The organism is Streptomyces goshikiensis, assembly GCF_014650555.1.
Classification (GTDB): Bacteria; Actinomycetota; Actinomycetes; order Streptomycetales; family Streptomycetaceae; genus Streptomyces; species Streptomyces goshikiensis.
This window is the reverse complement of record NZ_BMVE01000009.1, coordinates 44,860-66,900: the sequence shown is the minus strand read 5'-3', so window position 1 is coordinate 66,900 and position 22,041 is coordinate 44,860. Positions and strand designations below refer to the sequence as shown.

Genomic DNA, 22,041 nt, shown 5'->3' with positions numbered 1-22,041 from the left:
ATGGAGCATCAGAGCGCGAACTCCCGGTCGGTGATGACCGTGCGGTACAGCTCGGTGAGCCCGGGCGGCGCCACCGCGATCTCGGTGGCCCGCGTCTCCACCAGCACGGCCAGCGCCGCGGACTGGGCCTGCGCGCCGTCGAGCCGGGCGGTGAGACTGCCCTGCTCGGTCACCTCTACGGTGCCGGGCAGCTCCGCGATCCGCGCGGCGGCCTCCGCCGTCACGCCCTCGGCGCGGATGGTGCGGGGTGCGCCGATGCGGGCCAGCAGCTCTCCGGCGGCACCGATGCGCAGGATGCGGCCGTGGTCGATGAGGGCGATGCGGGTGCAGACGTCCTGGGCCTCGTGCATGTCGTGGGTGGTCAGGACGATGGTGCAGCCCGCCCCCTTCAGCTCGTGGACGAGCTCGCGGAAGCCGGCCCCGGCGTGCGGGTCCATGCCGTTGGTGGGCTCGTCCATGATCAGCAGCGGGGGGCGGCTGAGGAGGGCCCGGGCGAGGTGGACCCGCTGCACCATGCCGCGGGAGAACAGCTCGACGCGGTCGTCCGCGCGGGCGCCCAGCCCGAAGCGCTCCAGCATCTCCTCGGTGCGCTGCCGGGCGGTCCTGCTGCCGAGGCCCTGGAGGGCGCCCCAGTACAGCAGGTTCTGGCGCGCCGTCAGCCGTCCGTAGAGGCCGCGGTCGCCGCCCAGGACCAGGCCGATCAGGCGGCGGACCTCCTTGGACTGGCGCACCACGTCGTAGCCGCCGATCCGGGCGGTGCCGGAGGTGGGCAGCAGCAGGGTGGTCAGGATGCGGGAGAGGGTGGTCTTGCCGGCGCCGTTCGGGCCGAGCAGACCGAGCACCTCCCCCTCCCCGATGCTGAGGGTCACCCCGTCCAGGGCGGTGACCCCGGCGCCCCGGCGGGGGGTGAACACCCGGCCGAGTTCCTGTACGTCGACGATCGCCATGGCTCAGCTCCCACTGTCGGCGGGGACGGCGCCGGCGGCCGCGTGAACGGGTGCCCGGGGGGACGGCGCCGGGGCGGGGGCCACGGCCGGGGCCGGACGCTCCTGCCACGGGGCGAGCGCGGACAGCGCGGCCAGCGCCGCCTCGTGGTCGGCGGGGTCGACGAGTTCACCGGAGACCAGCAGGAAGTCCGCGACCGGGGTGCGCCGGAGCAGCACCCCGCCGAAGTCGTGGTCCTCGGCCGCGTCCCCGGCGCCGCGCCGCAGCGGTTCGGTGAGCTGGAAGCCGTAGTGGCGGGGCTCCTCGGCGGCGGGGCCGGCGGCGGCCCGGCGGGCGCGTTCGAGGCGGGCGGGCTCGCGCAGCCCGTCCGTCAGCTCCGCGGGGACGGCGCAGGCCAGGGCCGGGTGGCCGGCGGCCTTGGCGCACAGCTCCTCCAGCTCCGGCGCCAGCGCGTAGTCGGCGGCGGCCCGGACCAGGGCGGCCGGGTCGGGGGCCGCGGGCGAGGTGAGGACGAAGACCAGGTCCAGTACGTCCTTGAGGCCGAACTCGCGCTGGAAGCGCTCCTCCGCCACCGCGAGCACATCGGCGTACACCTGCTCGGCGGGCAGCTCGGGCCGCAGCGGCACCGCCCGCTCGGGCAGTCCGCCGTAGGCGAAGGTGGTCACCTCCACGCCGCGGTCGAGGTCGAGCATCGGGTCCTCGCCGAGCCACCACACGGAGACCAGCAGGTCCCGCCGGCCGCCCTCGTGCAGCTCCGTCATCAGGGCCTCGCCCGCCTCCCGGCGGTCGAGCACCTCGGCCAGCACCCGCCACAGCGCCGCCTCGTCGGGGACGACGACGTCGAGGTCGCCGATCGCACGGAGCAGACCGGCCGGGTAGTGGCGGGCCAGGGAGGGGCCCTTGACGGTGCGCGCCCCGGGTACCGCGCGGACCGCCGCCTCCAGTTCCCGGTAGAGGTCGGACCGCCGGGTCATCCGGGCCAGCTCGCCGCGGGCGCCTTCGCCCAGGGCCAGCCCCTCGCGCTCGGCCAGGGAGAGCACCAGGGTCGACACGACGGCGCCCTCCTGGCGCGCCCGGCGCAGCAGGTACCGGGGAGGGAGCTCGGGGTCGACGTCCAGCAGCTCGTACAGCAGGCCGAGGCTGAGGGGGAAGGGGGAATGGGTCGGTGGTTTCACGGGGTCTCTTCCTGGTCCTGGGATGCGGCCTCGGCGCGGGGGCCGGCGCTGGGGCGGGGCGCGTGGCGGTACTGATGGGTGCGGCGCCAGCCGCGGGCCTCCAGGGCCGTGACCACGGCCCCGCTGCGGCCGGCCTCGTCGAGGCCGTGGCAGACGTTGCCGAGCAGCGGCAGCCCGAGGCCGTCCGCCACCCGGGCACAGGCCCGCACCAGGGCCGCGATCGCGGCGGGGCGCAGCGCGGGGTCGTCGATGAGGATGTCGACGAGGTCCACGAAGTCCGTTCCGCTGGGGTCGTCGTGGGCGTCGACGGAGAGGGTGGCGTGGCCGACCGGCTGGTCGCGGCCGTCGGCGTACACGACGAAGGTGCGGCGGCCGGGAGAGTCCAGCAGGTCGTCCACGGCGGCGCGGACCGCCTCCGGCAGGGTGCTCAGGCCCCGGCCGGCGGCCGCGGTCTCCATGGCCCGGCGCAGCCAGTCGTGGACGGCGGCGTCGTGTGCGCGGGCCTCGTCCGGGGCGACCGTCAGCCCCGGGGCCGGCGCGCCCTCGGGGGCGCTGCCGCTCGCCGCGGCGGGCAGCGCCAGGTAGCTGAGATGCGGGGTGAGTACGGGGTGCGGGTCGTCGGCGCCGGGCACCCGGACGATCGCCTCGGTGCATTCCGGGAAGCGGGCGAAGAGCGCTTCGAGGAAGTCCGGCGCCGCGCGCAGCAGTTGTGGGTCGGCGTGCTCCACCAGGCACTGCTCGACTCCGGTGAGCGGCTCGCGGTAGGCGCCGGCCACGTAGACCAGCCCTTCGCTGCGGTGCAGCAGCCCCGCCTCGTCGGCGGCGGCCAGGTACTCGGCGGAAGCGCTCAGCGCGCCGGCATCCGCCGAGACGGGCGCGGACGCCGGGGCAGGGGCGGGCGGTTGGGCTTCGGGAGGGGTCGTCGGCATCGGGGTCAGGCCGCCTCGGGGCGGACCACGGCGACCAGTTCGCGCGCCACGTCGGCCGCCGCGGCGGCGACCTCGGCGGCGGTGACCCGGCCGAGGGCCTCGATCTCCTGCTCGGGCAGGGTGACCTCGGCCGCCAGTGCCCGGTCGACGGCCAGCGCGATCGCGGCCTCCTGCTGGGACTCGGCGCGCAGCACGACCTCCACCACGGCCTGCCGGACGGCTGCCGAGAAGGCCTCCTCGCCCGGCCCGTCCGAGGCGATCTCGGCGAGCAGCGAGCGGAAGGCTTCCAGGACGCGGGGGGCGTTGGCGGGCTCGGCGCCGGCCAGCATCCGCCAGGCGCCGGTGTCGCTGTAGCTGCGGGACCAGGACTGGAAGGAGTAGGCGAGCGCCTCGTCGTTGCGGATGCGCGCGTAGAGCAGGGACGCGGGGCTGGAGCCCATCAGGTGCCCCAGCACGTTGTAGGCGTGGCGGCGCGGATCGCCGAGGTGGGGCGCCCGGCTGCCGGCCTGCAGCCAGCAGAACTCGTCGGGCCAGCGCTCCGGGATCCCGGTACGGACCGGCGGCGGGGTCTGCGGCGGGCGCGCGCCGAGCGGCGCCGCGGCCGGGAGGGCGCCGATGCCCGCCTTGTCGAGGGCGGCGAGCAGTTCCGTCGCCGGCAGTCCGCCGACGGCGCTCACCGCGACGGGTGCGCCGGCCAGGGCCTGGCGGTGGGCGTCGCGCATGACGTCCACCGTGATGCGGGCGATGCTCTCGGGGTCGCCGCCGACCGGCGATCCGAGGGGGTGGCCGTCGAACAGCCGGGCCAGGAAGGCGTCCTGGACGGCGTCGGCGGGGTCGGAGGCCGCCGCGCTCAGTTCCTGGAGGACGACCTGGCGCTCGCGGTCCAGGTGGGCGGCGGTCAGTTCGGGGCGGAGCAGGGACGCGCCGATCCAGCCGATGACCTCCGGCGCGTCCTCGTTGAGGACCTGGGCGTGGATCACCAGGAGTTCGGGGCTGGTGAGGGCGTTGCAGGTGCCGCCGAGCCGTTCGACGCGCTCGCTCAGCGACGGGCCGCCGTCCAGCGGGCACGACATGACGAGGTGTTCGAGCATGTGCGTGGCGCCGGCGACTCCCTCGGGGTCGTGCCGGGCACCCGATCCGACGGCGACGCACACGGTGGTGGTGCGGCTGCCGGGGGTGTGGTCCACCAGTACGGGGACGTTCTGCGTCAGGAGCTGTTCGGTCACGGGGGAGGTCTCCGTCGCTGCGCGGTGCGGGCGGGGTGGGGCCGCGTTCGGTCCCACCCCGAATCCGCCGGGGCGCGCCCGGTACCGGGCGCGCGCGCACGGCCGGAGGGGAGAGCTGCGAACACGGCCGGGAGCGGGGCCGGATGCGGCCCCGCTCGCTGGGACCGTCAAGGGCCCGGAAATGCGGCGGCCGGGCTGCCGCCGGAGGTGATCCGGCGGCAGCCCGGCACTCGGCGTGCTTACTTGCCCGAGCGGACCTTGATCTTGTCGAGGCGGGGACGCATGCCGACAGCGTGGTTACGGGTCATGATGACTCTCCTTCATTGGGTGTGATGCCCCGCAAGGTGTTCGTTCCCTTGCGGTGAAGCGATATGACCATGATCTAGACCCGCGAGTCAAGCCCCCCTGTCAATATTGCTTCCGAGCGACTCCACAAGAGGCCGAGCAGCCACAACCTCCCATGTACTCCTGAAGGTTGGCGACCGCCTCACCCACACGAAGGCAACTTGACTAGCTTTATTGACTCAGTCGCTCATTTCGTGTCAATCTCGCTGTGACAAGCACGCGAATGTGAGGGGAATCAGTTGGAACGCCTGTTGGAGAGCCAGCACTCCCTGCTCCTGATCAAGCCGGACGGGGTCTCGCGCCACCTCCAGCCGTACGTCCTCGACACGGTGCGGGAGGCCGGACTGACCGTCCTGTGCCACCACCGGATCCTGTTGGACGAGGACGACATCCGCCGGGCCTTCGCCGACATGCGGCGCAGCGAGAACCCGCTGGAGCACCTCACCCTCGACCTCTGGTACGCGCACCGGCCCATGGAGGTGATCGTCGTCCGCGGGGGCGAGGACACCGTGGAGACGGCCGCCGCCGTCAAGCGCAAGGCGCGCGCCGCCTACCGCCTCGGCGTGTGGGCCAACGTGGTCCACACCCCGGACCACTGGGAGGAGTTCGCGCTCCAGCTCTCCGTCTTCGGGCAGCACTGCCCCGACTGCCGGGCCCTGCTGGCCGGCACCGACTTCGGGGACTACGAGGACGTCACCCAGGCCTACCCGCCCGGCATCTCGCTGCCCCCGCGCTGGCGCGACCCCGAGGCGCTGCGCGCGGTCGTCGAACCGATGTGGCGCGACCCCGCCTCCTGCGTCTGGCGCCCCACCTATCCGCCCCTGTACGAGGCTCCGCGGCGCGCGGACGGGCCGCGCGACCACGTCGTCTGCGTCACCCGCTCGCCCAACCAGCTCTCCTTCGACAACCTGGTCGCCGCCGTGATGGCCGCCCTGCCCGGCATCGACTTCCCGCAGGCCTTCGAGGTGATCTTCACTTCGCTGCACCACGCCGAGTTCCCGCTGGCCGCCGGCACCCTCGCGGAGTGCCAGGGCTACGCGGATTCGCTGTGGGACACCGGCCTGCGCACCGTCATCCGCGCCCTGGACGAGGACTTCCGCTACCCCGCCGGGGACGGACTGCGCGGAGACGAGATGCCCGGGGACCGGCGGCCGTCCGTCCGGAAGGTGCCCGCGTGACCACCCCCGCCACCCTGACCGGCGCCCCGGCCGGCGCCCCCGCCGCTCCCCTGGCGGGCGCCACCCAGCGGCTCGACGCGCTCCTCGAACTGGCCTGCGCGCGCTTCGCGGACCGCGTCGCCCTCGACGACGGGGAGGACGTCCTCGGCTACCGCGAACTCGGCGAGCGGGGCCGCGCCCTCGCCGCCGCCCTGACCTCGGCCGGCCTGCGGCGCGGGGAACCCGTTCTCGTCGCGGTGGACAACCGGTGCGGGGACCTCGTGTGCGAACTCGCCGCCTGGTCCGCCGGGGCGGTCGTGGTGCCGGTGCACCGGGACTCCCCCGCGCTGGTGCTGCGCGCCACCGCCGAACGCGTCGGCGCCCGGTTCCTGCTCGGCGACCCCCGCCACCGCCCCGCGGCCTGGGAGGACGCCACCGGCCCGGCCGGCCACCCCTGGATCGGCGAAGTCGTCCATGACGGCGCCCCCAGCAGCCCGCCGGTCCCGCCGGCCGAACTGGACGCCGAGCAGGCCTTGGTGGTCTTCACCTCCGGCTCCACCGGCCGCCCCAAGGGCGTGGTGCTCTCCCACCGCGCCCTGTACACCAAGCTCCAGGCGATCGCCCGGACGCTGCCGTTCGGCGAGGGCCAGACCGCCCTGCACCTGCTGCACCTCAACTTCAGCTTCGGGCAGTGGACCTCGCTGCTCACCCTCGCGACCGGCGGCACCCTGCTGCTCACCCCGCGCTTCCGGGCCCGCCGGGTGCTGGAGCTCCTCGCGCGGCGGACCGTCGACCGGACCGCCGTCGTCCCCAGCATGCTGCGCCTGATCCGCCGCGAGCTCGACTCCCCGGACGGGACCGCCCTGGCGGCGGGGCTCGCCGCGGCGGGCTCCCCCGGCACCTGGATCTGCGGCGGCGAACCCCTGCCGGCCGGCCTCGGCCGCGGGATGCGGGCCCTGCTGCCGCACGCCGGGATCGCCGACGTCTTCGGGCTGAGCGAGAGCGCCACCTCCGACTTCATCCTCACCCCCGACCGCTACGACGAGGAGGCGGGCACCATCGGGCGCCCCTCCCCCGGCGTGGAGTACCGCATCGTGCCCGTGGACGGCGCCCCCGGCGCCCCCGGTGCCGACGCCGAACCCGGTGCGGCCGGTGAACTCTGGCTCCGTACGCCCCATCTGATGACCGGCTACCTCGACGACCCCGCCGCCACCGCCGCCACAATGGCCGGCCGCTGGCTGCGCACCGGCGACCTCGCCCGGCACCGGCCGCCGGACGGCCGGGTGGAACTCGTCGGGCGCGCCAAGCAGCTCATCGTGCGCGGCGGCGCGAAGATCTCCCCACTGGAGGTGGAGGCCGCGTACGCCGATCACCCCGACTGCGCCGCGTGCGTGGCCGTCGGTGTCCCGGACGCGCTGTTGGGCGAGCGCCTGCACCTGCTCTTCGTACCGCGCGCGGGCCGGATGCCCGCCGAGGAGGAGCTGCGGGCCCACGGGCGGCTCCGGCTGGAGGCCCACAAGGTGCCCGAGCGCGTGCACCGCGTCGAGCAGCCCCCGCTGGGACGCACCGGCAAGACCGACCGGGCGGCGGCCGCGCGCCTCGCCGAGGCGGCCGCCGCAGCACCGGGAGGTGCGGCATGACCCTGCTGGGCGTCTCCACCGGTGTGCTGGCCGACCGCACCGATCTGACGGGGCTGCTCGCCTACGAGCCCGAGGTCGTCGAGTTCTACAACTACCCCCGGTCGATGCTCGCCGCGATCGAGCGGTTCTGCGCCCGCCACGGCATCCGGCCCGCGCTGCACACGCCCGTCCCCTACGACGAGCCGAGCCCGCTGCGCCGGTTCGCGCCCACCGGTCCCGACCCGGACGAGGCGGCGACCGCGCTGCGGCTGACCGAGGCCACCGTCCGCTGCGCGGCCGACCTCGGCGCGCTCCACGTGGTGGTGCACTTCCCGAGCCCCTACCCGCCCTACCCGCTCGCGGGGTTCGACAGCTGGTGCCGCGACTTCCTCGACGCCGCCTGCGGGCTGGCGCGCGAGCACGGGGTCCCCGTCCTGGTGGAGAACCTCTCCGCCCACCCGCTGCTGCACACCGCGGAGCACTACCGCGACGCGCTCGCCGGGCGCCCGGAGCTGGGGCTCTGCCTCGACGTCGGCCATGCGCACCTGCTCGGCCCGGAGCACGGGCCGCTCGGCTACGCCCGCGCCCTGGGCCCGGTCGTGCGCAGCATGCACCTCTACAACACCACCAGCGCGCGCTACCCCGAGCACGGCCACGAGCCCGCCCACGCCGGCCAGTCGGCCGCCGACGGCTACCTGCCGCTGGCCGAGCTGCTGCCCGAGCTGCTCGACCTCACCGGCGCCCCCGCCGTCGTCCTGGAGCACCGGCCCCCGGCGCCCGGCGACCCGGGGCCCGAGCAGATCAGCCGGTGGATCCGCGCCCTGATCGGCCACCGCAGGCCGGACCGCCCCACACCGGACGGCCCTGCCGCTCGTACGCCGGACAGCGCCGGCCCTCGTACCCCCGGCGGCCCTGCCGCTCGTACGCCGGGCGGCCCTGCCCTTCGTACGCCGGGCGAGCCCGCCCGGACCGCGCCCACCGGACCTCCCCGTCCCGCCCACACCTGAGGAGCCCCGATGCCCGACACCACCGCGCTGGAACTACTGCGGCACCTGGCCGCCGCCGACGAGGAACTGCGCCCCGCGCTGCTCAAGCACGTCTCCGAAGTCACCCAGGGCCTGATCGACACCACCGGCCGCGGCATGGACCTGACCGAGGCCGACCTGAGCAACCTCGACCTGCGCCGGGTCGACCTGCGCCGCGCCACCCTCAACCGGGCGCTGCTGCACGGCACCCGCCTCCAGGAGGCCGACCTCTCCGAAGTCAGCATGGTCTGCCCGGGGATGGAACGCACCAACCTCACCGGAGCCAGCCTGCGCTCCGCCTACGTCCACGCCCTGGCCGCCCAGACCTGCGTCTTCGACGGCGCCGACCTGACCGGGCTGCGGGACGCCACCGGCACGCTCTTCCACGGGTGCAGCATGCGCGGCACCCACCTGGACGACGGCCACCTGTCCGGCTCCTCGTTCTACCAGTGCGACCTGTCCGACGCCTCGATGCGCAACATGAACCTCCAGGGCGCGCTGATCAGCGAATGCCTGCTGGACTCCGCCGCCCTGGACGGCTCCTGCGTCGACCAGCTCTCCGTCACCAAGTCCAGCCTCCGCGACACCTCGCTGCGCTCGGTGGCCGGTCACGGCCTGGCCCTCCAGCGGCTCACCGCTGCCGACGGCCTGGTGCTCGCCGACGCGGGGCTGCCGCAGCTGCGGCTCACCGGCGTCCAGGCGCACGAGTGGCGGGCGGCCGGGCTCAAGGCACCCGACGCCGACTTCACCGACCTCACCGTCACCGCCGCGGACTTCAGCGGCGCCCAGCTCACCGGTGCCCGCTGGACGCGCTGCACCCTGCCGCAGGTCCGCCTCGGCGGGGCTTCGCTGAGCAACGGCAGCATCGTGGAGAGCAGTCTGCGCGGCGCGATCCTCACCGCCGCCCGCGGCGAGAACCTCCACATCGTGGAGAGCGACCTGTCCGACGCCGAGATGAGCACCTTCCTCGGCCGCTGCCTCACGGTGCGCGACTCCAGCCTCGCCCGGGCCAACCTGCGCCACGCGAACCTCTACCGCGCCATGATCACCGGTGATCCGCCGCGCGGCATGAGCCTGCGCCGTGCCGTCCTGGACGGTGCCACCCTCGTCCAGGCCTACATCGCCGCCGACCTGCGCGAGGCCGGGCTGGTGGGCGCCAACTGCGCGTACAGCCGGTTCAGCCAGTCCGACCTGTCCGGCGCCCGGCTCGACGGCGCCGGCATGTACCAGTCCACCTGGGTGAAGACCGTCGTCACCGGCGCCTCCCTGACGGGTGTGAAGGCACCGGTGTTCACCGACCGCTGTCCGGGCCTCGCCGAAGCCCTGGAGCGCGACGGCGGACCGGCCGCGACCGAGTTCGCCGCCTTCGTCGAGAACCTCGGCGCCGCGCTGGCGAAGGGCCGCAAGGGGTCGACGTGACCATCGACCAGACCCCCGACGACGGCTCGGCCGGCCGGCGCCGGCTGATCGAGGCCGGAGCGACGGTCGGGCCGGGCGTGCGTGCCTGGCTCGGCTCCAACGTCCTCATCGGCCGCGACGTGACGATCGGCGCCCGTGCCGTGCTGGCCGCGGACACCCTGACGCTGGGCGACGGCGTCACCATCGGCGAGGACTGCGACCTGCGCGCCGGCACCCTCTTCCTGGGGGACGCGACCGAGCTCCAGGCCTCGGTCACCGTGCTCGTCGCCGACGCCTTCGAGGTCGAGGGCGGCGGGCGCATCGAATCCGGTACGCACGTCACCTGCCGCTCCTTCCAGGCCGACCGGCTGCTGTACCTCGGTCAGGGCACCAGCGTCGGCTACGGCGGCACCACCGCCTCCACCTCGCACGTCGTCCTGGGTGCCCGGGTGGCGATCGGACCGCACAGCATCCTCAACGCCAACCACCCGATCATCCTGGGCGACCAGGTCGGCTCCGGCTCCCACCTGACCATCTGGACCCATGGGTTCCACTTCGGTCACCGGCTCCTGGACGGCTACCCGGCGACCTTCGCGCCCGTGCGCATCGAGCGCAACGTCTGGCTCGCCTACCACGCCACCGTGCTCCCCGGGGTGACCATCGGCGCCGACACCATCATCGCCGCAGGCAGCGTCGTCAGCCGCGACCTGCCCGCCGGAGTACTGGCGGGCGGCGTGCCCGCCGCCGTCAAACGCACCCTGGAGCCGCGGCCCCCCGAGGACGAGGAGGCCCACCGGCGCGTGGACGCCCTGCTCGACGAATGGATCGCCGAGCTCCAGTGGAAGGGCCTCGGCGCCGAGCGCACCCCCGACGGCGGCATCGACGTCGAGGGCCGCCACCGCGTGCTGCTGGTCACCGAGGACACCTGCCTCGACGCCGTCCACGCCCACGCCAACGCGGCCCACCGGCGCGGATTCCACCTGCTCGCCGTGGACGACCGCCCCGACCTGCGTCCCTGGACCAGCCGCAGCCGCGCCCTGTTCGAACTGCGCTCCGGGCGGCTCACCGGCGGTCTCGACGAGGTCGGCCACGACCTGCGCGACTTCCTGCGGCGCAACGCCCTGCCCTGCGGCGACCAACTGCCCTTCCGCAGCCTGCCCGTCGAGGGATTCGCCCGGCTGGCCGCGCTCACCTCCAAGCCCACCACCACCGGGAACGGCCGATGACCAGCACCCCCCGCCAGGCACCCCACACCACCACGCCCCACACCACCATGCCGCAGCACACGGCCCTGCCCGGGCCGGCCGGCGGCCCCCGCAATCTGGACCTGCGCTACGCCGACCGCCCCGTGGACAGCGAGCACCCGCACTACTTCCCCTTCGTCGTCGACCACGCCGAGCCCTGGCTGCGGGACCACCCGGACGGGCCGGTGTGCGAAGTGGGCTGCGCGGCCGGAGCGTTCGCCCACTACCTCCTCGGCCGCCATCCCGGCACCGACCTGACCTGCGTGGACCTCCAGCCCACGCTGATCGAGCAGGCCCGGCTGCGGGTGCCCGGCGCCCGCTTCCTGACCGGCGACGTGCTGCGCCCCGACACCCTGCCCGCCGGGCCGTTCACCACCGTGTTCATGGTCGCCCTGCACAGCCACTTCGACGACCCCCAGCAGTGGATCGACGCACTGCTGCGCCTGACCGCACCCGGTGGGCGCGCCTACGTCTTCGGGCTGTTCAACCCCGAACCGGTGGACGTCGTCATCCGGCTGCGCCATTCGGACAGCGACCCGGAGTGGCTGCCCGGGTGGAACCAGTTCTCCGTGCAGACCGTCGGCCGGCTGCTGGACGCGGCCGGACTGGGGCACGCCTTCCACCGCTACCTGCCCACCGCACCCCGCGCCCGGCAGTCCCAGGACCCGCTGCGCTCGCACACCGTGCCCGACCCCGACGCGCACCCCGAGGCCGGCGCGGACCCGGCGCTGGTCTACCTCAACGGCAGCCAGATGCTCCACCGCTTCGCCCTGCTGGAGATCCACCGGCCGGAGGCCGAAGCGGCCGCCGCCGGTGACCGGTCGTGACAGGACACCGGCAGCACCCGCCCGGCAGCGGCGGGCGCTGCGGCACGGCTGCCGCGCCTGCGGACTCTGCGGTCCCTGCCGCCCTTGCCGCCCCCGCGCGCCGCGGCCGCCTCGCCGCGCACGGGCACAACGTCTTCGCCGAGATGTCGGCCCTGGCCGAGCGGTACGACGCCGTCAACCTCGGCCAGGGCTTCCCCGACACCGCGGGCCCCGACTCCGTCGTCGAGGCCGCCGTCCGCGCGCTGCGCGCCGGCCACCACCAGTACCCGCCCGTCCCCGGGCTCCCCGCCCTGCGCCGCGCCATCGCCGACCACCAGCGGCGGCGCTACGGCCTGGACATCGATCCCGACCGGGAGACCGTCGTCACCACCGGTGCCTCCGAGGCGCTGGCCGCCGCGCTGCTCGCGCTGACCTCGCCCGGCGACGAGGTCGTGGCCCTGGAGCCCTTCTACGACTCCTACGCCGCCTGCGCCACCCTGGCCGGCGCCACCCTGGTGCCGGTCCGGCTGCGGGCACCCGACTTCACCCTGGACACCCGGGACCTGGCCGCCGCGATCACCGGGCGCACCCGGGTCCTGCTGCTCAACACGCCCCACAACCCGACCGGCGCGGTCCTCACCCCCGGGCAGCTCCACGAGGTGGCCGCGCTGGCCCGGGCCCACGACCTCCTGGTCATCTCCGACGAGGTCTACGAGCACCTGGTGTTCGACGGCGTCCACCAGCCCATCGCGGCCCTGCCCGGCATGTTCGAGCGCACCGTCACCCTCTCCTCCGCCGGCAAGTCCTTCTCCTTCACCGGCTGGAAGGTCGGCTGGGCGAGCGGCCCCGCCGATCTGGTCACCGCCGTCCGCGAGGTCAAGCAGCACCTCTCCTTCGCCGCCGGCACGCCCTTCCAGTACGCCGTGGCCGAGGCGCTGCGCCTCCCCGAGGAGTACTTCACCGCCGCCACGGACTCCCTGCGCCGACGCCGGGACCTGATGACCGACGGGCTGCGCGCGCTCGGCTTCGGCGTGCGGCCGCCGCAGGGCACGTACTTCATCACCGCCGACATCACCCCCCTCGGCGAGCGGGACGGGATGGAATTCTGCCGTGCGCTGCCCGGCCGCGCCGGCGTCGCCGCCATCCCCCAGCAGGTCTTCTACGCCGACCCGGACGCCGGGCGGCGCTACGTCCGCTTCGCGTTCTGCAAACGCGAGACCGTACTGCGCGAGGCGCTGGACCGGCTGAAGGAGGGCCTGGCATGACCCCCGCCCCCGTACCCCCCGTACCCGTACCCGCCCCCGATTCCGTCCCCGTTTCCGTCCCCCACAACGGGCCGCTCGTCACCGAGGACGACATCGCCGCCGTGACCGAGGCCCTGCGCTCCGGCTGGCTCGCCACCGGCCCCCGGACCGCGGCCCTCGAAGCGGCCTTCGCCGAGCGCTTCCACCCCCTGCACGCCTCCGCCGTCTCGTCGGGCACCGCGGGGCTGACGCTGGCGCTGCGCGGCGCCGGGCTCGGGGACAACGGCGCCACCGTCGCCGTCCCCACCTACGGCTGCTCCGCCCTGCTGGACGCCGTACTGGCCGCCGGCTGCACCCCGCTGGTCGTGGACGTCACCGAGCGGACCCTCGGCATCGATCCCGGACGGCTCGACCCGGCGCACCCCATCGACGCCGTCATCGCCGTACACACCCACGGCCACCCGGCGGATCTGGACGCCCTGCGCCCCAAGACCGCGCTGCTGGTGGAGGACTGCTGCCAGAGCCTCGGCGGCCGCGACGAGCGGGGCCGCCCCCTCGGCGCCATCGGGGACGCCTCGGTGTTCTCCTTCTACGCGACCAAGGTGATCGCCGCCGGTGAGGGCGGGATGCTGCTCCAGCGCGACCCCGCGGCCCGCGACCACGTCCGCGGCTACCAGGACCCGGGCGCCCGCGAGGTCTACGCGCCGAGGTTCAACCACCGCCTCTCCGATCCGGCGGCCGCCCTGGCGCTCAGCCAGTTCCGCCGCCTCGACGAGATCGCCGCGCACCGCCGCGCCGTCGCCGCCCGCTACACCGCGGCCCTGCCGCCGCACGTCGCGCCCCCGCCGGGGCTGGCCCCCGGCCAGGTGCCCTACCGCTACTGCCTGCGGGCCGCCGGCCGCGCCCAGCAGCAGCGGTGGATCGGCCACCTGCGCGCCGCGGGCATCGCGGCTGACCCCCTGATCCCCGCCCGGCACCTGCTGCACCGGCAGCTGGGCCTGGAGCCGCGGGAGTACCCGGTGGCCGAACGCGTCGTGGACAGCACCGTCTCGGTACCGCTGTTCGCCGCGCTGACCGAGGAACAGGCCGACCGGGTGGCCGAGGCCCTGACCGGCCTGCCCGACTAGCGAACGAGAAGGACCGACCGTGACGACACCCCTGCACCCCGCCCCCGGGCAATCCCGGGAGGACCGGGCGGACTTGGAGGCCCGGGGAGACCGGGAGGCCCGGGAGGCCCGGCGGGCGTTCCTGGCCGGGCGGCTGGCCGCCGTCCGCGAGCGGATAGCCGACGCCGCCCGGGCGGCCGGACGCGACCACACCGAAATCACCCTGATCACCGTCACCAAGACCTGGCCCGCCGAGGACGTCCGCCTGCTGGCCGGGCTCGGCGTGCGCGACGTGGGCGAGAACCAGGACCAGCAGGCGTCCGCCAAGGCAGCGGCCTGCGCCGGGCTCGCGCCGGCCCTGTCCTGGCACTTCATCGGGCAGCTCCAGAGCAACAAGGCTCTGTCGGTGGCCCGTTACGCCGACATGGTGCACTCCGTGGACCGTGCCTCCCTGGTGTCCGCCCTCGGCAAGGCCGCCGAGCGGGCCGGGCGGGCCGGGCGGGAGCTGCGCTGTCTGATCCAGGTGAGCCTGGACGGCACTGCGGGCCGCGGCGGCGCCCACCCCGACGAGGTGCTCCGGCTCGCCGCGCTCATCGCCGGCCGCCCCGGGCTCACGGTGGCCGGTGTGATGGCGGTGGCCCCGCCGCAGGAGCCGGCCGGCGAGGCGTTCGCCCGGCTGCGGCCGGTACGGGAGCGGCTGCTCGGCGAGCATCCGGGGGCCGTGGTGATGTCGGCCGGCATGAGCGGCGACCTGGAGGCCGCGATCGCCGCGGGCGCGACGCACGTCCGGGTGGGTTCGGCCATCCTCGGCCACCGCCCGCCCGCGCCCCTGCCACACTGAGGCCCCGCCGGGCCCCGGTCCGCCCGCCGATCACCCTGACGTCACGTCAGCACCCCTTGTTACACTGTCAGCTGTTTCGCGTCACCCCATAGGAGCCCCTCCGTGAGTCGTCTGCTGCCCACCGCTCCCTACCGAGGCACCAGGGATTTCCTCCCTGCCGAGATGTCCGTACGGCAGCAGGTGTTCGGCCATCTGTACGAGACGGTGGAGCGTTACGGCTACGGACGGTACGACGGCCCGATCCTGGAGTCCGCGGAGATCTACGAGGCCAAGTCCGGCCAGGAGATCGCGAACCAGCAGCTGTACTCCCTCACCGACCGGGGCGGCCGCCGGATCGCGCTGCGCCCGGAGATGACCCCCTCGGTCGCCCGTATGATCGCCGCCAACGCCGGCAGCCTCCAGTTCCCGGTGCGCTGGTACAGCCACGTCAACTGCCACCGCTACGAGCGTCCGCAGCGCGGCCGCACCCGTGAGCACTGGCAGCTCAACGTGGACATCTTCGGGTCCGACAGCCCGAACTGCGAGATCGAGATCTTCGACCTCATCCACGACGTGATGGGCTCGCTCGGCGCGACCCGCGACATGTGGGTGCTGCGGGTGGGCGACCGGGCCATCCTCAACAGCATCCTGCGCGATGTGGTGAAGGTGCCGGAGAGCGCGCACCAGCAGACCATGGCCCTCATCGACCGGTGGGAGAAGGTGCCGGCCGAGAAGCTGCGCGAGGACGCCGCGGAGTTCGGCGTCGACGGCCGGATGTTCGACCTCCTGGAGTCCACCCTGCGCTCCGGCGCAGAGGTGCTGCCCGACCTCCCCGACGAGGTCCGGGAAGCCTCCCCGCTGGCCCAGGTGATGAAGAGCGAGGCCAAGGACCTCTTCGTCTTCGACCCGTTCATCGTGCGCGGCCTCCAGTACTACACCTCCACCGTCTTCGAGGTGTTCGACCTCTCCCCGGAGAACAACCGCTCGCTCTTCGGCGGCGGCCGCTACGGCGACCTGGCCGGCCTCTTCACCAACCAGCGCATCCCCGGCATCGGCTTCGGCATGGGCGATGTCACCCTGCACGACTTCCTCGACACCCACGGCCTGCTGCCCGAGGCCAAGAACGAGGTCGACGTCGCCGTCATCCCCGTCGACGACGAGCTGATCCCGGCCTCCCGCGAGGTCGCCCGCACGCTCCGGCAGGCGGGGATCCGCACCTCGACCACCCTGGAGCCGCGCAAGCTGGGCAAGGAGCTCTCCCGCGCCGACCGCAGCGGCGCCGGGTTCGCGGTCATCGTCGGCCGCGACGAGTGGCAGCGCCAGGCCGTGGTCCTGCGGGACCTCAAGGGCGCCGCGCAGCACGAGATCGCCCTGGCCGATGTGGTCGCCCACCTCACGGAGCGCCTGGCGCCCGCGGGAGCCTGACCCCCGGCGTACGCGCGGGCCCCGCCCGGGGGGCGGGGCCCGCGTCTCCCGTGGGAGGAGAGGGCAGACTGCGGACATGGACAGCGAAACGCTCTATTCCATCGGTGAGTTGTCCCGGCGGTCGGGACTACCGGTGAAGACAATCCGGTTCACCGACCGCAGCCCGGCGGGATTCGCGGCCCTGATGCGGTCCGTCCTGCCCGAGCTGCCGGACGATCCGGCGCCCGAGCAGGTCGAGGCGTGGGTGGAGCTCGCGGAACTCTGCCGGAGCGCGGACTTCCGTACGGCGGTCCGGCGGACGGCCGACGCCCAGGCGGAGGAACTCGCACGGTGCGACGCCGGTACGCTCCAGGACGCCATCGACCGAGCGGTGCGCGAGCGCCTCGACGAGGCCGTGGCCGCCGGCGACGACCCGCTCGTGGAGCGCTACTGGCTGCTCCTGGCAACGGTCAACGGCTGGCCCGCGTCGTCCACGCTCGCCCCCGTCCACCCCTGGTTCACGGAGCTGGCGGCATGAGGCGGCGCAAGCTGACGTTCGGCCTGTACGCGGACGCCGAGGGCCTGGCCCGGGTCAGGTCCCTCGTCGAGGACGCCGTGGCCTCCCGCGGCGCCCGCATCACCACGATGAGCGAGCGGCCGGCCGCCGACGCGTACGACTTCCTGGCGGCGCAGTGGGCGGTGGAACACCCGGGGCAGAGCAGCGGCGCGCGACAGCCGATCGAGCTGCGGGTCCGCCTGCTGTGTTCCCTGCGCACACGGCGGTCCCTGCGCAAGGCGGTGATCGAGGCCCTGTGCCCGGAGGGGACGGCCCCCCACACCTGCCACGTCCCGTGGTCGGCGGCCTGAGGCGCCTGCCCCTCTCGGCGACCTAGCGGCGGACGCGGCCGGAGAGCCAGGGCGTGAGCATGCTGCCCGCGATGAGCTCCTTGTACGTCTCGTCGCCGGGCAGGGGGACGACGAGCCAGTACCCCGGCGGGAAGAACCGTCCCTTCACGAAGGCGAGTCCGCTGTAGAGGGCGGTCAGGAACGCAGGGACGGCATCCCGCGGGACGTCGTGGAACTCCACCCCGTCCACGGTGATCTTCGCGTCGTCCTCGGGGAAGACCCGCACACTGACCGCCGGGCTGCCCCCCAGCTCCACGAACGCCTCGTGCGGCAGCGACCCGCCGGGATCGACGGCGGTGAACAGCGCCGCGGAAGTCCTCCGCGACGTCTGGTCGGCGCCGATGTCGTCGGTGACCTCCACGGCCCGCCGGTACTCCGCCGCGACGGCCCGTATCGCGACGACGACCGACTCGGTGGTCGGCAGGGAAGGATGCGTCATGATCCACATCATGCCCCACCGAGTCCGTACGGACCGCAGGCCGGCGTCCGTTCAAGCCGTGAGCAGCCGCAGGCCCAGATCTGCCGCGTCGAGGTCGGCGAGGTCGCTGTTGCGCTCGGCCCACCGGCCGGAGTCGAGGTCGTCGCCGAGGCATCGCAGCGCCCGCTGCTCGGCCTCCGGCCCGACCCTCGTCCACACCGACACCGCACGGCGCACGTGATCCTCCAGATACGCCCCCGGTCGGCGCCAGTACGCCTCGAACAGGCCGTCAGCGCAGTCCCACGGGATGGGCACCGGCTCGGCGCGGCCGCCGATCGCACCGGCCATCCCCGCAAGCGAGGGAAATCCCGAGAGGACGGCGGCGAACTCGGGCAGGTAGTCGCGGGTGAGCCAGAACCGGTCCTGCCATCCCGGCTCGTCGGTGTCGAACGTGAGCACCACGACGCGGCGGGCCACACGCCGCATCTCGCGCAGCCCCGCCATCGGATCCCCCCAGTGGTGAACGGTGGAGACGGCCATCGCGACGTCGAAGGAGTGGTCCTCGAACGGCAGGCTCTCCGCGGCGGCGGCCACGCACGGCGCCGAACCGGCAGGCCGCTGCCCCCGCATGACCGCCGACGGCTCCACCGCGGTCACCTCGCGGTCCGCGGGCTCGTAGGAGCCGGTGCCGGCCCCGACGTTCAGCACCGTCCGCGCGTCCCCGAGCGCGTCCCAGATCTGGGCGGCGATCCGCGGTTCGGTGCGCCGTGTCGCGGTGTAGGCGCCGCCGATCGCGTCGTACAGCCGTGCACCGAGCATGTCCAGTTGCTCCTCCGGGGTCACCTTCAGTCCCTTCGCTCGCGCCACAAGTTCCCTGTCGATGGCGGCCACCATGGCGTCGGCGCGATCACGCCGCTCCACCAGCAGGCCGCGCAGCCGGCGCAGGTGCGCGACCGCGTCGGTGGACGGGTCGCCCACCAGTTCCGCGACCTCCCGCAGAGCGAAGCCCAGCCGCCGGTAGGCCAGCACCTCCCTGAGCCGCTCCACGTCGCCCGCCGAGTAGGCCCGGTACCCGGCCGCGGTCCGCGCCGACGGACGCACGAGCCCGATCTCGTCATAGTGATGCAGCGTGCGGACGCTCACGCCGGCGAGCTCGGCAACGCGTCCCACGGTCCAGTGATCTTCCACGGCACCGACTGTGCGGCCTGACGCCACGTGAGGGTCAAGGACCTCAACTCACGGCGGCAGCAATGCAACTCGGCGAGCTCGCCCCACCGCATCCCGTCCTGCGGCTCGTCAGCGACACGGCGCCGTCACTCTCACCGACACTGACTGTTCCGCTGGCCCCAAGGCCGCACCAAGACCGTGGAAGCGGCCCTGCTTCCCGCCCTCCTGGGCCCCTGAGGGATCGTTGCCCCGTGCTTACAGTGCAGATGAACGATGCGGCGGCGGCCCTCCTCGGCGCATGGGCAGGACTCACGCCCACACAGCCACCACAGGGACTGGCAGCCGGCCTCCGTGATCTCACGGCCAACGGCATCACCCTCCACGGGGACGCCGTGGTGCTGACCGATACCGTCCGTCACCTGCGCGACAGCGGACCCGGAGGCTTCATCGACCTCACCGCGTGGGAGTGCAGCGTCAACAGCTTCCACCTTGAGGACTTCGTGCCCGTGACCGTCGACCTCCTGGATGACGGTGAGCCCGTCATCGCCGAGGCCGATCAAAGGCTGCTGCTGGCCCAGGGCCTCGCTCTGGCCCTGCACATCTGCCGTCTCGGCCGTTCAGCCGAACCTCCACTTCAGATCCGATGCATCGTCAGCGCACATACCAGCAACGGCACTTTCCGTTTCCACCGCATCCGCGCAGGCCAGCAACAGCATCATCCGGACCTGGACAGGTACACGCTGGAGAAGGTGATCGTCATCGACACGGCCTCGCCGAGTGGATGACACAAGGGAGGCTGGCCGGCGTCAGTCGATTATCGGGCCGCCGGCCGACCAGCGCTGGCCGCGGGGCCTTTGATGTCCGGAATCCAGCCGAGTACCGCTCGCATCGACGACCACGTAGTCGCCAACGATCTTGTACGGGTCGCCGTCCTCATAGAGCCACACGGTGACGCAGCCCTTCGAGATGTAGGTGTCGAACCAGACATCGACGCCCTCCGCCTCAGAACGGACTGTGAGTGCCTCCCCTGGCTTCATCCAGTAGTCCTCGCAGTACGGCTCGATGAAGAGACAGAGCTCGGTGTCGCCCGAGTTCTCTATCGGCATGCTGCTGCGACCCACTGGTCCCCCAAGATCGGTACCCCTCGGCATGTTAGCCGCCGGCGCTGTCGCGCTACGGGACAAGCCTTGGCGAAGGGCCTGGCCTGAAGACGCCGAACGCAGACGGGCGCAGCGCGACCCGCCGGCCCGGGCACGTTGGTGCGGCCCCCGGCGGTGTGTGCGCCGGGGGCCGCTGGTGTGCCGGGGGTGGGGCGGCTACTTCGGGTCGCGGTTGAAGGTGGACTTCGACCAGGTGTAGCCGAGGGCGGAGAGGGCCAGGCACCAGGCGACGGCGAGCCAGCCGTTGTAGCCGATCTCGGTGCCGAGGAGCAGGCCGCGCAGGGTCTCGATGGCCGGGGTGAAGGGCTGGTACTCGGCGATCGGCTGGAACCAGCCCGGCATGGCCTCGACCGGGACGAAGGCGCTGGAGATGAGCGGCAGGACGACCAGGGGCAGCGCGTTGTTGCTGGCCGCCTCGGCGTTCGGGCTGATCATGCCCATGCCGACCGCGATCCAGGTGAGCGCCAGGGCGACCAGCGCCAGCAGCCCCAGCGCCGCCAGCCACTCCAGGGCGGTCGCGTCCGTGGAGCGGAAGCCGATGGCCACGGCGACGGCGCCCACGAGCACCACGCTGGCGATGCACTGCAGCACGCTGCCGACGACGTGCCCGATCAGTACGGACCCGCGGTGGATCGCCATCGTACGGAAGCGGGCGATGATGCCCTCTGTCATGTCGTTGGAGACGGAGACGGCGGTGCCGACCACGGTGCCGCCGATGGTCATCATCAGGATGCCCGGGACGACGTAGGCGATGTACGCGGAGCGGTCGGCGCCGCCCCCGCCGCCCATGCCGGCGCTCATCACGTCGCCGAAGACGTAGACGAAGAGCAGCAGCAGGACGATCGGCGTCAGCAGCAGGTTCAGGGTGAGGGACGGGTAGCGCCGTGCGTGGAGGAGGTTGCGGCGCAGCATCGTGTTCGAGTCGCGGACCGCGAGGGAGGGGCTCATCGGACGTTCTCCTTGGGCTGGTGGGGGACGGTGGCCGGGCCGCCGGTCAGGGCGAAGAAGACGTCGTCGAGGTCGGGGGTGTGGACGGTCAGTTCGTCCGCCTCGACGCCGGCGGAGTCGAGCCAGTCGAGGAGGGAGCGCAGCTCGCGCTGGCTGCCGGCGCTGGGGATCTGGAGGGCGAGGGCCTCGTCGTCGCGGGTGGCCTCGTTCAGGGCGGTGGCGGCGCGGTGGTAGGCGGCCGGGTCGGTGAAGCGGAGGCGGACGTGTCCGCCGGGGACGCGCCGTTTCAGTTCCTCGGGGGTGCCTTCGGCGGCGATCTTGCCGTCGTTGAGCACGGCGACGCGGTCGGCGAGTTCGTCGGCCTCTTCCAGGTACTGGGTGGTGAGGAAGACGGTGACGCCGTCGGTGACCAGCTCGCGGATGATCTGCCACATGGTGTGGCGGGAGCGCGGGTCGAGGCCGGTGGTGGGCTCGTCGAGGAAGATGATGCGCGGGTTCCCGACCAGGGTCATGGCGATGTCGAGGCGGCGCTTCATGCCGCCGGAGTAGGTGGACGCGGGCTTCTTCGCGGCCTCGGACAGGTCGAAGCGCTCCAGCAGGTCGGCTGCGATCCGGCGCCCCTCGGGCTTGGGGAGGTGGTGCAGGTCGGCCATCAGGAGCATGTTCTCCTCGCCGGTGATCAGTCCGTCGACGGCGGAGAACTGCCCGGTGACCCCGATCGCGGACCGCACGGCTTGCGGGTCGGCGGCGATGTCGTGGCCCGCGACGTGGGCCTGCCCGCCGCCGGCGGAGACGAGCGTGGAGAGGATCTTGACCACGGTGGTCTTGCCGGCGCCGTTCGGCCCGAGCAGCGCGAACACCGAACCCGCCGGGATACGCAGGTCGATGCCGTCCAGGACGGTCTTGTCGCCGTACGACTTGCGCAGACCGGTGGCGGACACGGCGATCTGATGTGACGTGGGCATGACAGAAGAAGGCATGGGTCCTCCCAGGTGAAGG

22 protein-coding genes are annotated in these 22,041 nt (G+C 73.7%); 13 read left to right on the top strand and 9 right to left on the bottom strand.

The window, feature by feature from the left end; genetic code table 11:
* Window positions 1-8 precede the first annotated feature (8 nt).
* The 4 genes from IE248_RS24455 to IE248_RS24440 are packed head-to-tail and all read right to left on the bottom strand — an operon-like array spanning window position 9 to window position 4,275.
* Complete coding sequence (locus tag IE248_RS24455; RefSeq protein WP_008741305.1) at window positions 9-947, bottom strand: ABC transporter ATP-binding protein; 939 nt, start codon at window positions 945-947, stop codon at window positions 9-11.
* A 3-nt stretch (window positions 948-950) separates the two neighbouring features.
* Window positions 951-2,120, bottom strand: a complete 1,170-nt coding sequence (locus tag IE248_RS24450; RefSeq protein ID WP_190031678.1) for a hypothetical protein — start codon at window positions 2,118-2,120, stop codon at window positions 951-953.
* Window positions 2,117-3,049 carry a hypothetical protein gene (locus tag IE248_RS24445; protein ID WP_190031677.1) on the bottom strand — a complete coding sequence of 311 codons (933 nt, stop codon included), beginning with the start codon at window positions 3,047-3,049 and terminating at the stop codon, window positions 2,117-2,119. Before IE248_RS24445 ends, IE248_RS24450 begins: the two co-directional genes overlap by 4 nt.
* 5 nt (window positions 3,050-3,054) lie before the next feature.
* Window positions 3,055-4,275: a M16 family metallopeptidase gene (locus tag IE248_RS24440; RefSeq protein ID WP_159032058.1), complete on the bottom strand. Its 1,221-nt coding sequence runs from the start codon at window positions 4,273-4,275 to the stop codon at window positions 3,055-3,057.
* Between the two features lie 584 nt (window positions 4,276-4,859).
* Between IE248_RS24440 and IE248_RS24435 the strand changes: the two genes are divergently transcribed.
* The 12 genes from IE248_RS24435 (at window position 4,860) to IE248_RS24380 (ending at window position 17,310) form a co-directional block, all read left to right on the top strand.
* Complete coding sequence (locus IE248_RS24435) at window positions 4,860-5,798, top strand: nucleoside-diphosphate kinase (RefSeq protein WP_190031676.1); 939 nt, start codon at window positions 4,860-4,862, stop codon at window positions 5,796-5,798.
* Window positions 5,795-7,417: a class I adenylate-forming enzyme family protein gene (locus IE248_RS24430; RefSeq protein WP_190031675.1), complete on the top strand. Its 1,623-nt coding sequence runs from the start codon at window positions 5,795-5,797 to the stop codon at window positions 7,415-7,417. Before IE248_RS24435 ends, IE248_RS24430 begins: the two co-directional genes overlap by 4 nt.
* A complete protein-coding gene (locus IE248_RS24425; protein WP_190031674.1) occupies window positions 7,414-8,403 on the top strand; it encodes a sugar phosphate isomerase/epimerase family protein in 990 nt (329 codons plus the stop codon). Before IE248_RS24430 ends, IE248_RS24425 begins: the two co-directional genes overlap by 4 nt.
* Window positions 8,404-8,412: 9 nt before the next feature.
* Window positions 8,413-9,840, top strand: a complete 1,428-nt coding sequence (locus IE248_RS24420; protein WP_100582191.1) for a pentapeptide repeat-containing protein — start codon at window positions 8,413-8,415, stop codon at window positions 9,838-9,840.
* Window positions 9,837-11,045 carry a DapH/DapD/GlmU-related protein gene (locus IE248_RS24415; RefSeq protein ID WP_037792396.1) on the top strand — a complete coding sequence of 403 codons (1,209 nt, stop codon included), beginning with the start codon at window positions 9,837-9,839 and terminating at the stop codon, window positions 11,043-11,045. Before IE248_RS24420 ends, IE248_RS24415 begins: the two co-directional genes overlap by 4 nt.
* Window positions 11,042-11,890 (top strand): class I SAM-dependent methyltransferase, encoded by an 849-nt coding sequence (locus tag IE248_RS24410; protein ID WP_190031673.1) that lies wholly within the window; start codon window positions 11,042-11,044, stop codon window positions 11,888-11,890. The genes IE248_RS24415 and IE248_RS24410 overlap by 4 nt, the downstream gene beginning before the upstream one ends.
* Window positions 11,887-13,134 (top strand): pyridoxal phosphate-dependent aminotransferase, encoded by a 1,248-nt coding sequence (locus IE248_RS24405; RefSeq protein ID WP_268254102.1) that lies wholly within the window; start codon window positions 11,887-11,889, stop codon window positions 13,132-13,134. Before IE248_RS24410 ends, IE248_RS24405 begins: the two co-directional genes overlap by 4 nt.
* The gene (locus IE248_RS24400) at window positions 13,131-14,240 is read left to right on the top strand and encodes a DegT/DnrJ/EryC1/StrS family aminotransferase (RefSeq protein WP_190031672.1); all 1,110 of its coding nucleotides are present in this window, start codon (window positions 13,131-13,133) and stop codon (window positions 14,238-14,240) included. Before IE248_RS24405 ends, IE248_RS24400 begins: the two co-directional genes overlap by 4 nt.
* Window positions 14,241-14,313: 73 nt before the next feature.
* Window positions 14,314-15,060 (top strand): YggS family pyridoxal phosphate-dependent enzyme, encoded by a 747-nt coding sequence (locus IE248_RS24395; RefSeq protein ID WP_373301612.1) that lies wholly within the window; start codon window positions 14,314-14,316, stop codon window positions 15,058-15,060.
* Window positions 15,061-15,162: 102 nt separating this feature from the next.
* Window positions 15,163-16,464, top strand: a complete 1,302-nt coding sequence (hisS, locus tag IE248_RS24390; protein WP_008740639.1) for a histidine--tRNA ligase — start codon at window positions 15,163-15,165, stop codon at window positions 16,462-16,464.
* A 76-nt stretch (window positions 16,465-16,540) separates the two neighbouring features.
* Window positions 16,541-16,981 carry a MerR family transcriptional regulator gene (locus IE248_RS24385; protein ID WP_190031671.1) on the top strand — a complete coding sequence of 147 codons (441 nt, stop codon included), beginning with the start codon at window positions 16,541-16,543 and terminating at the stop codon, window positions 16,979-16,981.
* Window positions 16,978-17,310 (top strand): hypothetical protein, encoded by a 333-nt coding sequence (locus IE248_RS24380; RefSeq protein ID WP_073794792.1) that lies wholly within the window; start codon window positions 16,978-16,980, stop codon window positions 17,308-17,310. The genes IE248_RS24385 and IE248_RS24380 overlap by 4 nt, the downstream gene beginning before the upstream one ends.
* 22 nt (window positions 17,311-17,332) lie before the next feature.
* On the opposite strand, the gene IE248_RS24375 is transcribed toward IE248_RS24380, so the two are convergent.
* The gene (locus tag IE248_RS24375) at window positions 17,333-17,788 is read right to left on the bottom strand and encodes a hypothetical protein (protein ID WP_190031670.1); all 456 of its coding nucleotides are present in this window, start codon (window positions 17,786-17,788) and stop codon (window positions 17,333-17,335) included.
* Between the two features lie 51 nt (window positions 17,789-17,839).
* Entirely contained in the window at window positions 17,840-18,937 is a 1,098-nt protein-coding gene (locus IE248_RS24370; protein WP_190031810.1) for a MerR family transcriptional regulator, read from the bottom strand.
* 248 nt (window positions 18,938-19,185) lie between these two features.
* Between IE248_RS24370 and IE248_RS24365 the strand changes: the two genes are divergently transcribed.
* Window positions 19,186-19,719, top strand: coding sequence for a PM0498 family protein (locus tag IE248_RS24365; protein ID WP_190031669.1), 534 nt, complete (start codon window positions 19,186-19,188; stop codon window positions 19,717-19,719).
* A 21-nt stretch (window positions 19,720-19,740) separates the two neighbouring features.
* Here IE248_RS24365 and IE248_RS24360 read toward each other — a convergent pair whose 3' ends face one another.
* From IE248_RS24360 to IE248_RS24350, 3 genes are all read right to left on the bottom strand, one after another.
* Window positions 19,741-20,040 (bottom strand): hypothetical protein, encoded by a 300-nt coding sequence (locus IE248_RS24360; RefSeq protein WP_229895486.1) that lies wholly within the window; start codon window positions 20,038-20,040, stop codon window positions 19,741-19,743.
* 210 nt (window positions 20,041-20,250) lie between these two features.
* Window positions 20,251-21,042, bottom strand: a complete 792-nt coding sequence (locus IE248_RS24355) for an ABC transporter permease (RefSeq protein WP_190031668.1) — start codon at window positions 21,040-21,042, stop codon at window positions 20,251-20,253.
* Window positions 21,039-22,007: an ATP-binding cassette domain-containing protein gene (locus tag IE248_RS24350; RefSeq protein ID WP_073794805.1), complete on the bottom strand. Its 969-nt coding sequence runs from the start codon at window positions 22,005-22,007 to the stop codon at window positions 21,039-21,041. Before IE248_RS24350 ends, IE248_RS24355 begins: the two co-directional genes overlap by 4 nt.
* Between the last annotated feature and the right edge of the window lie 34 nt (window positions 22,008-22,041).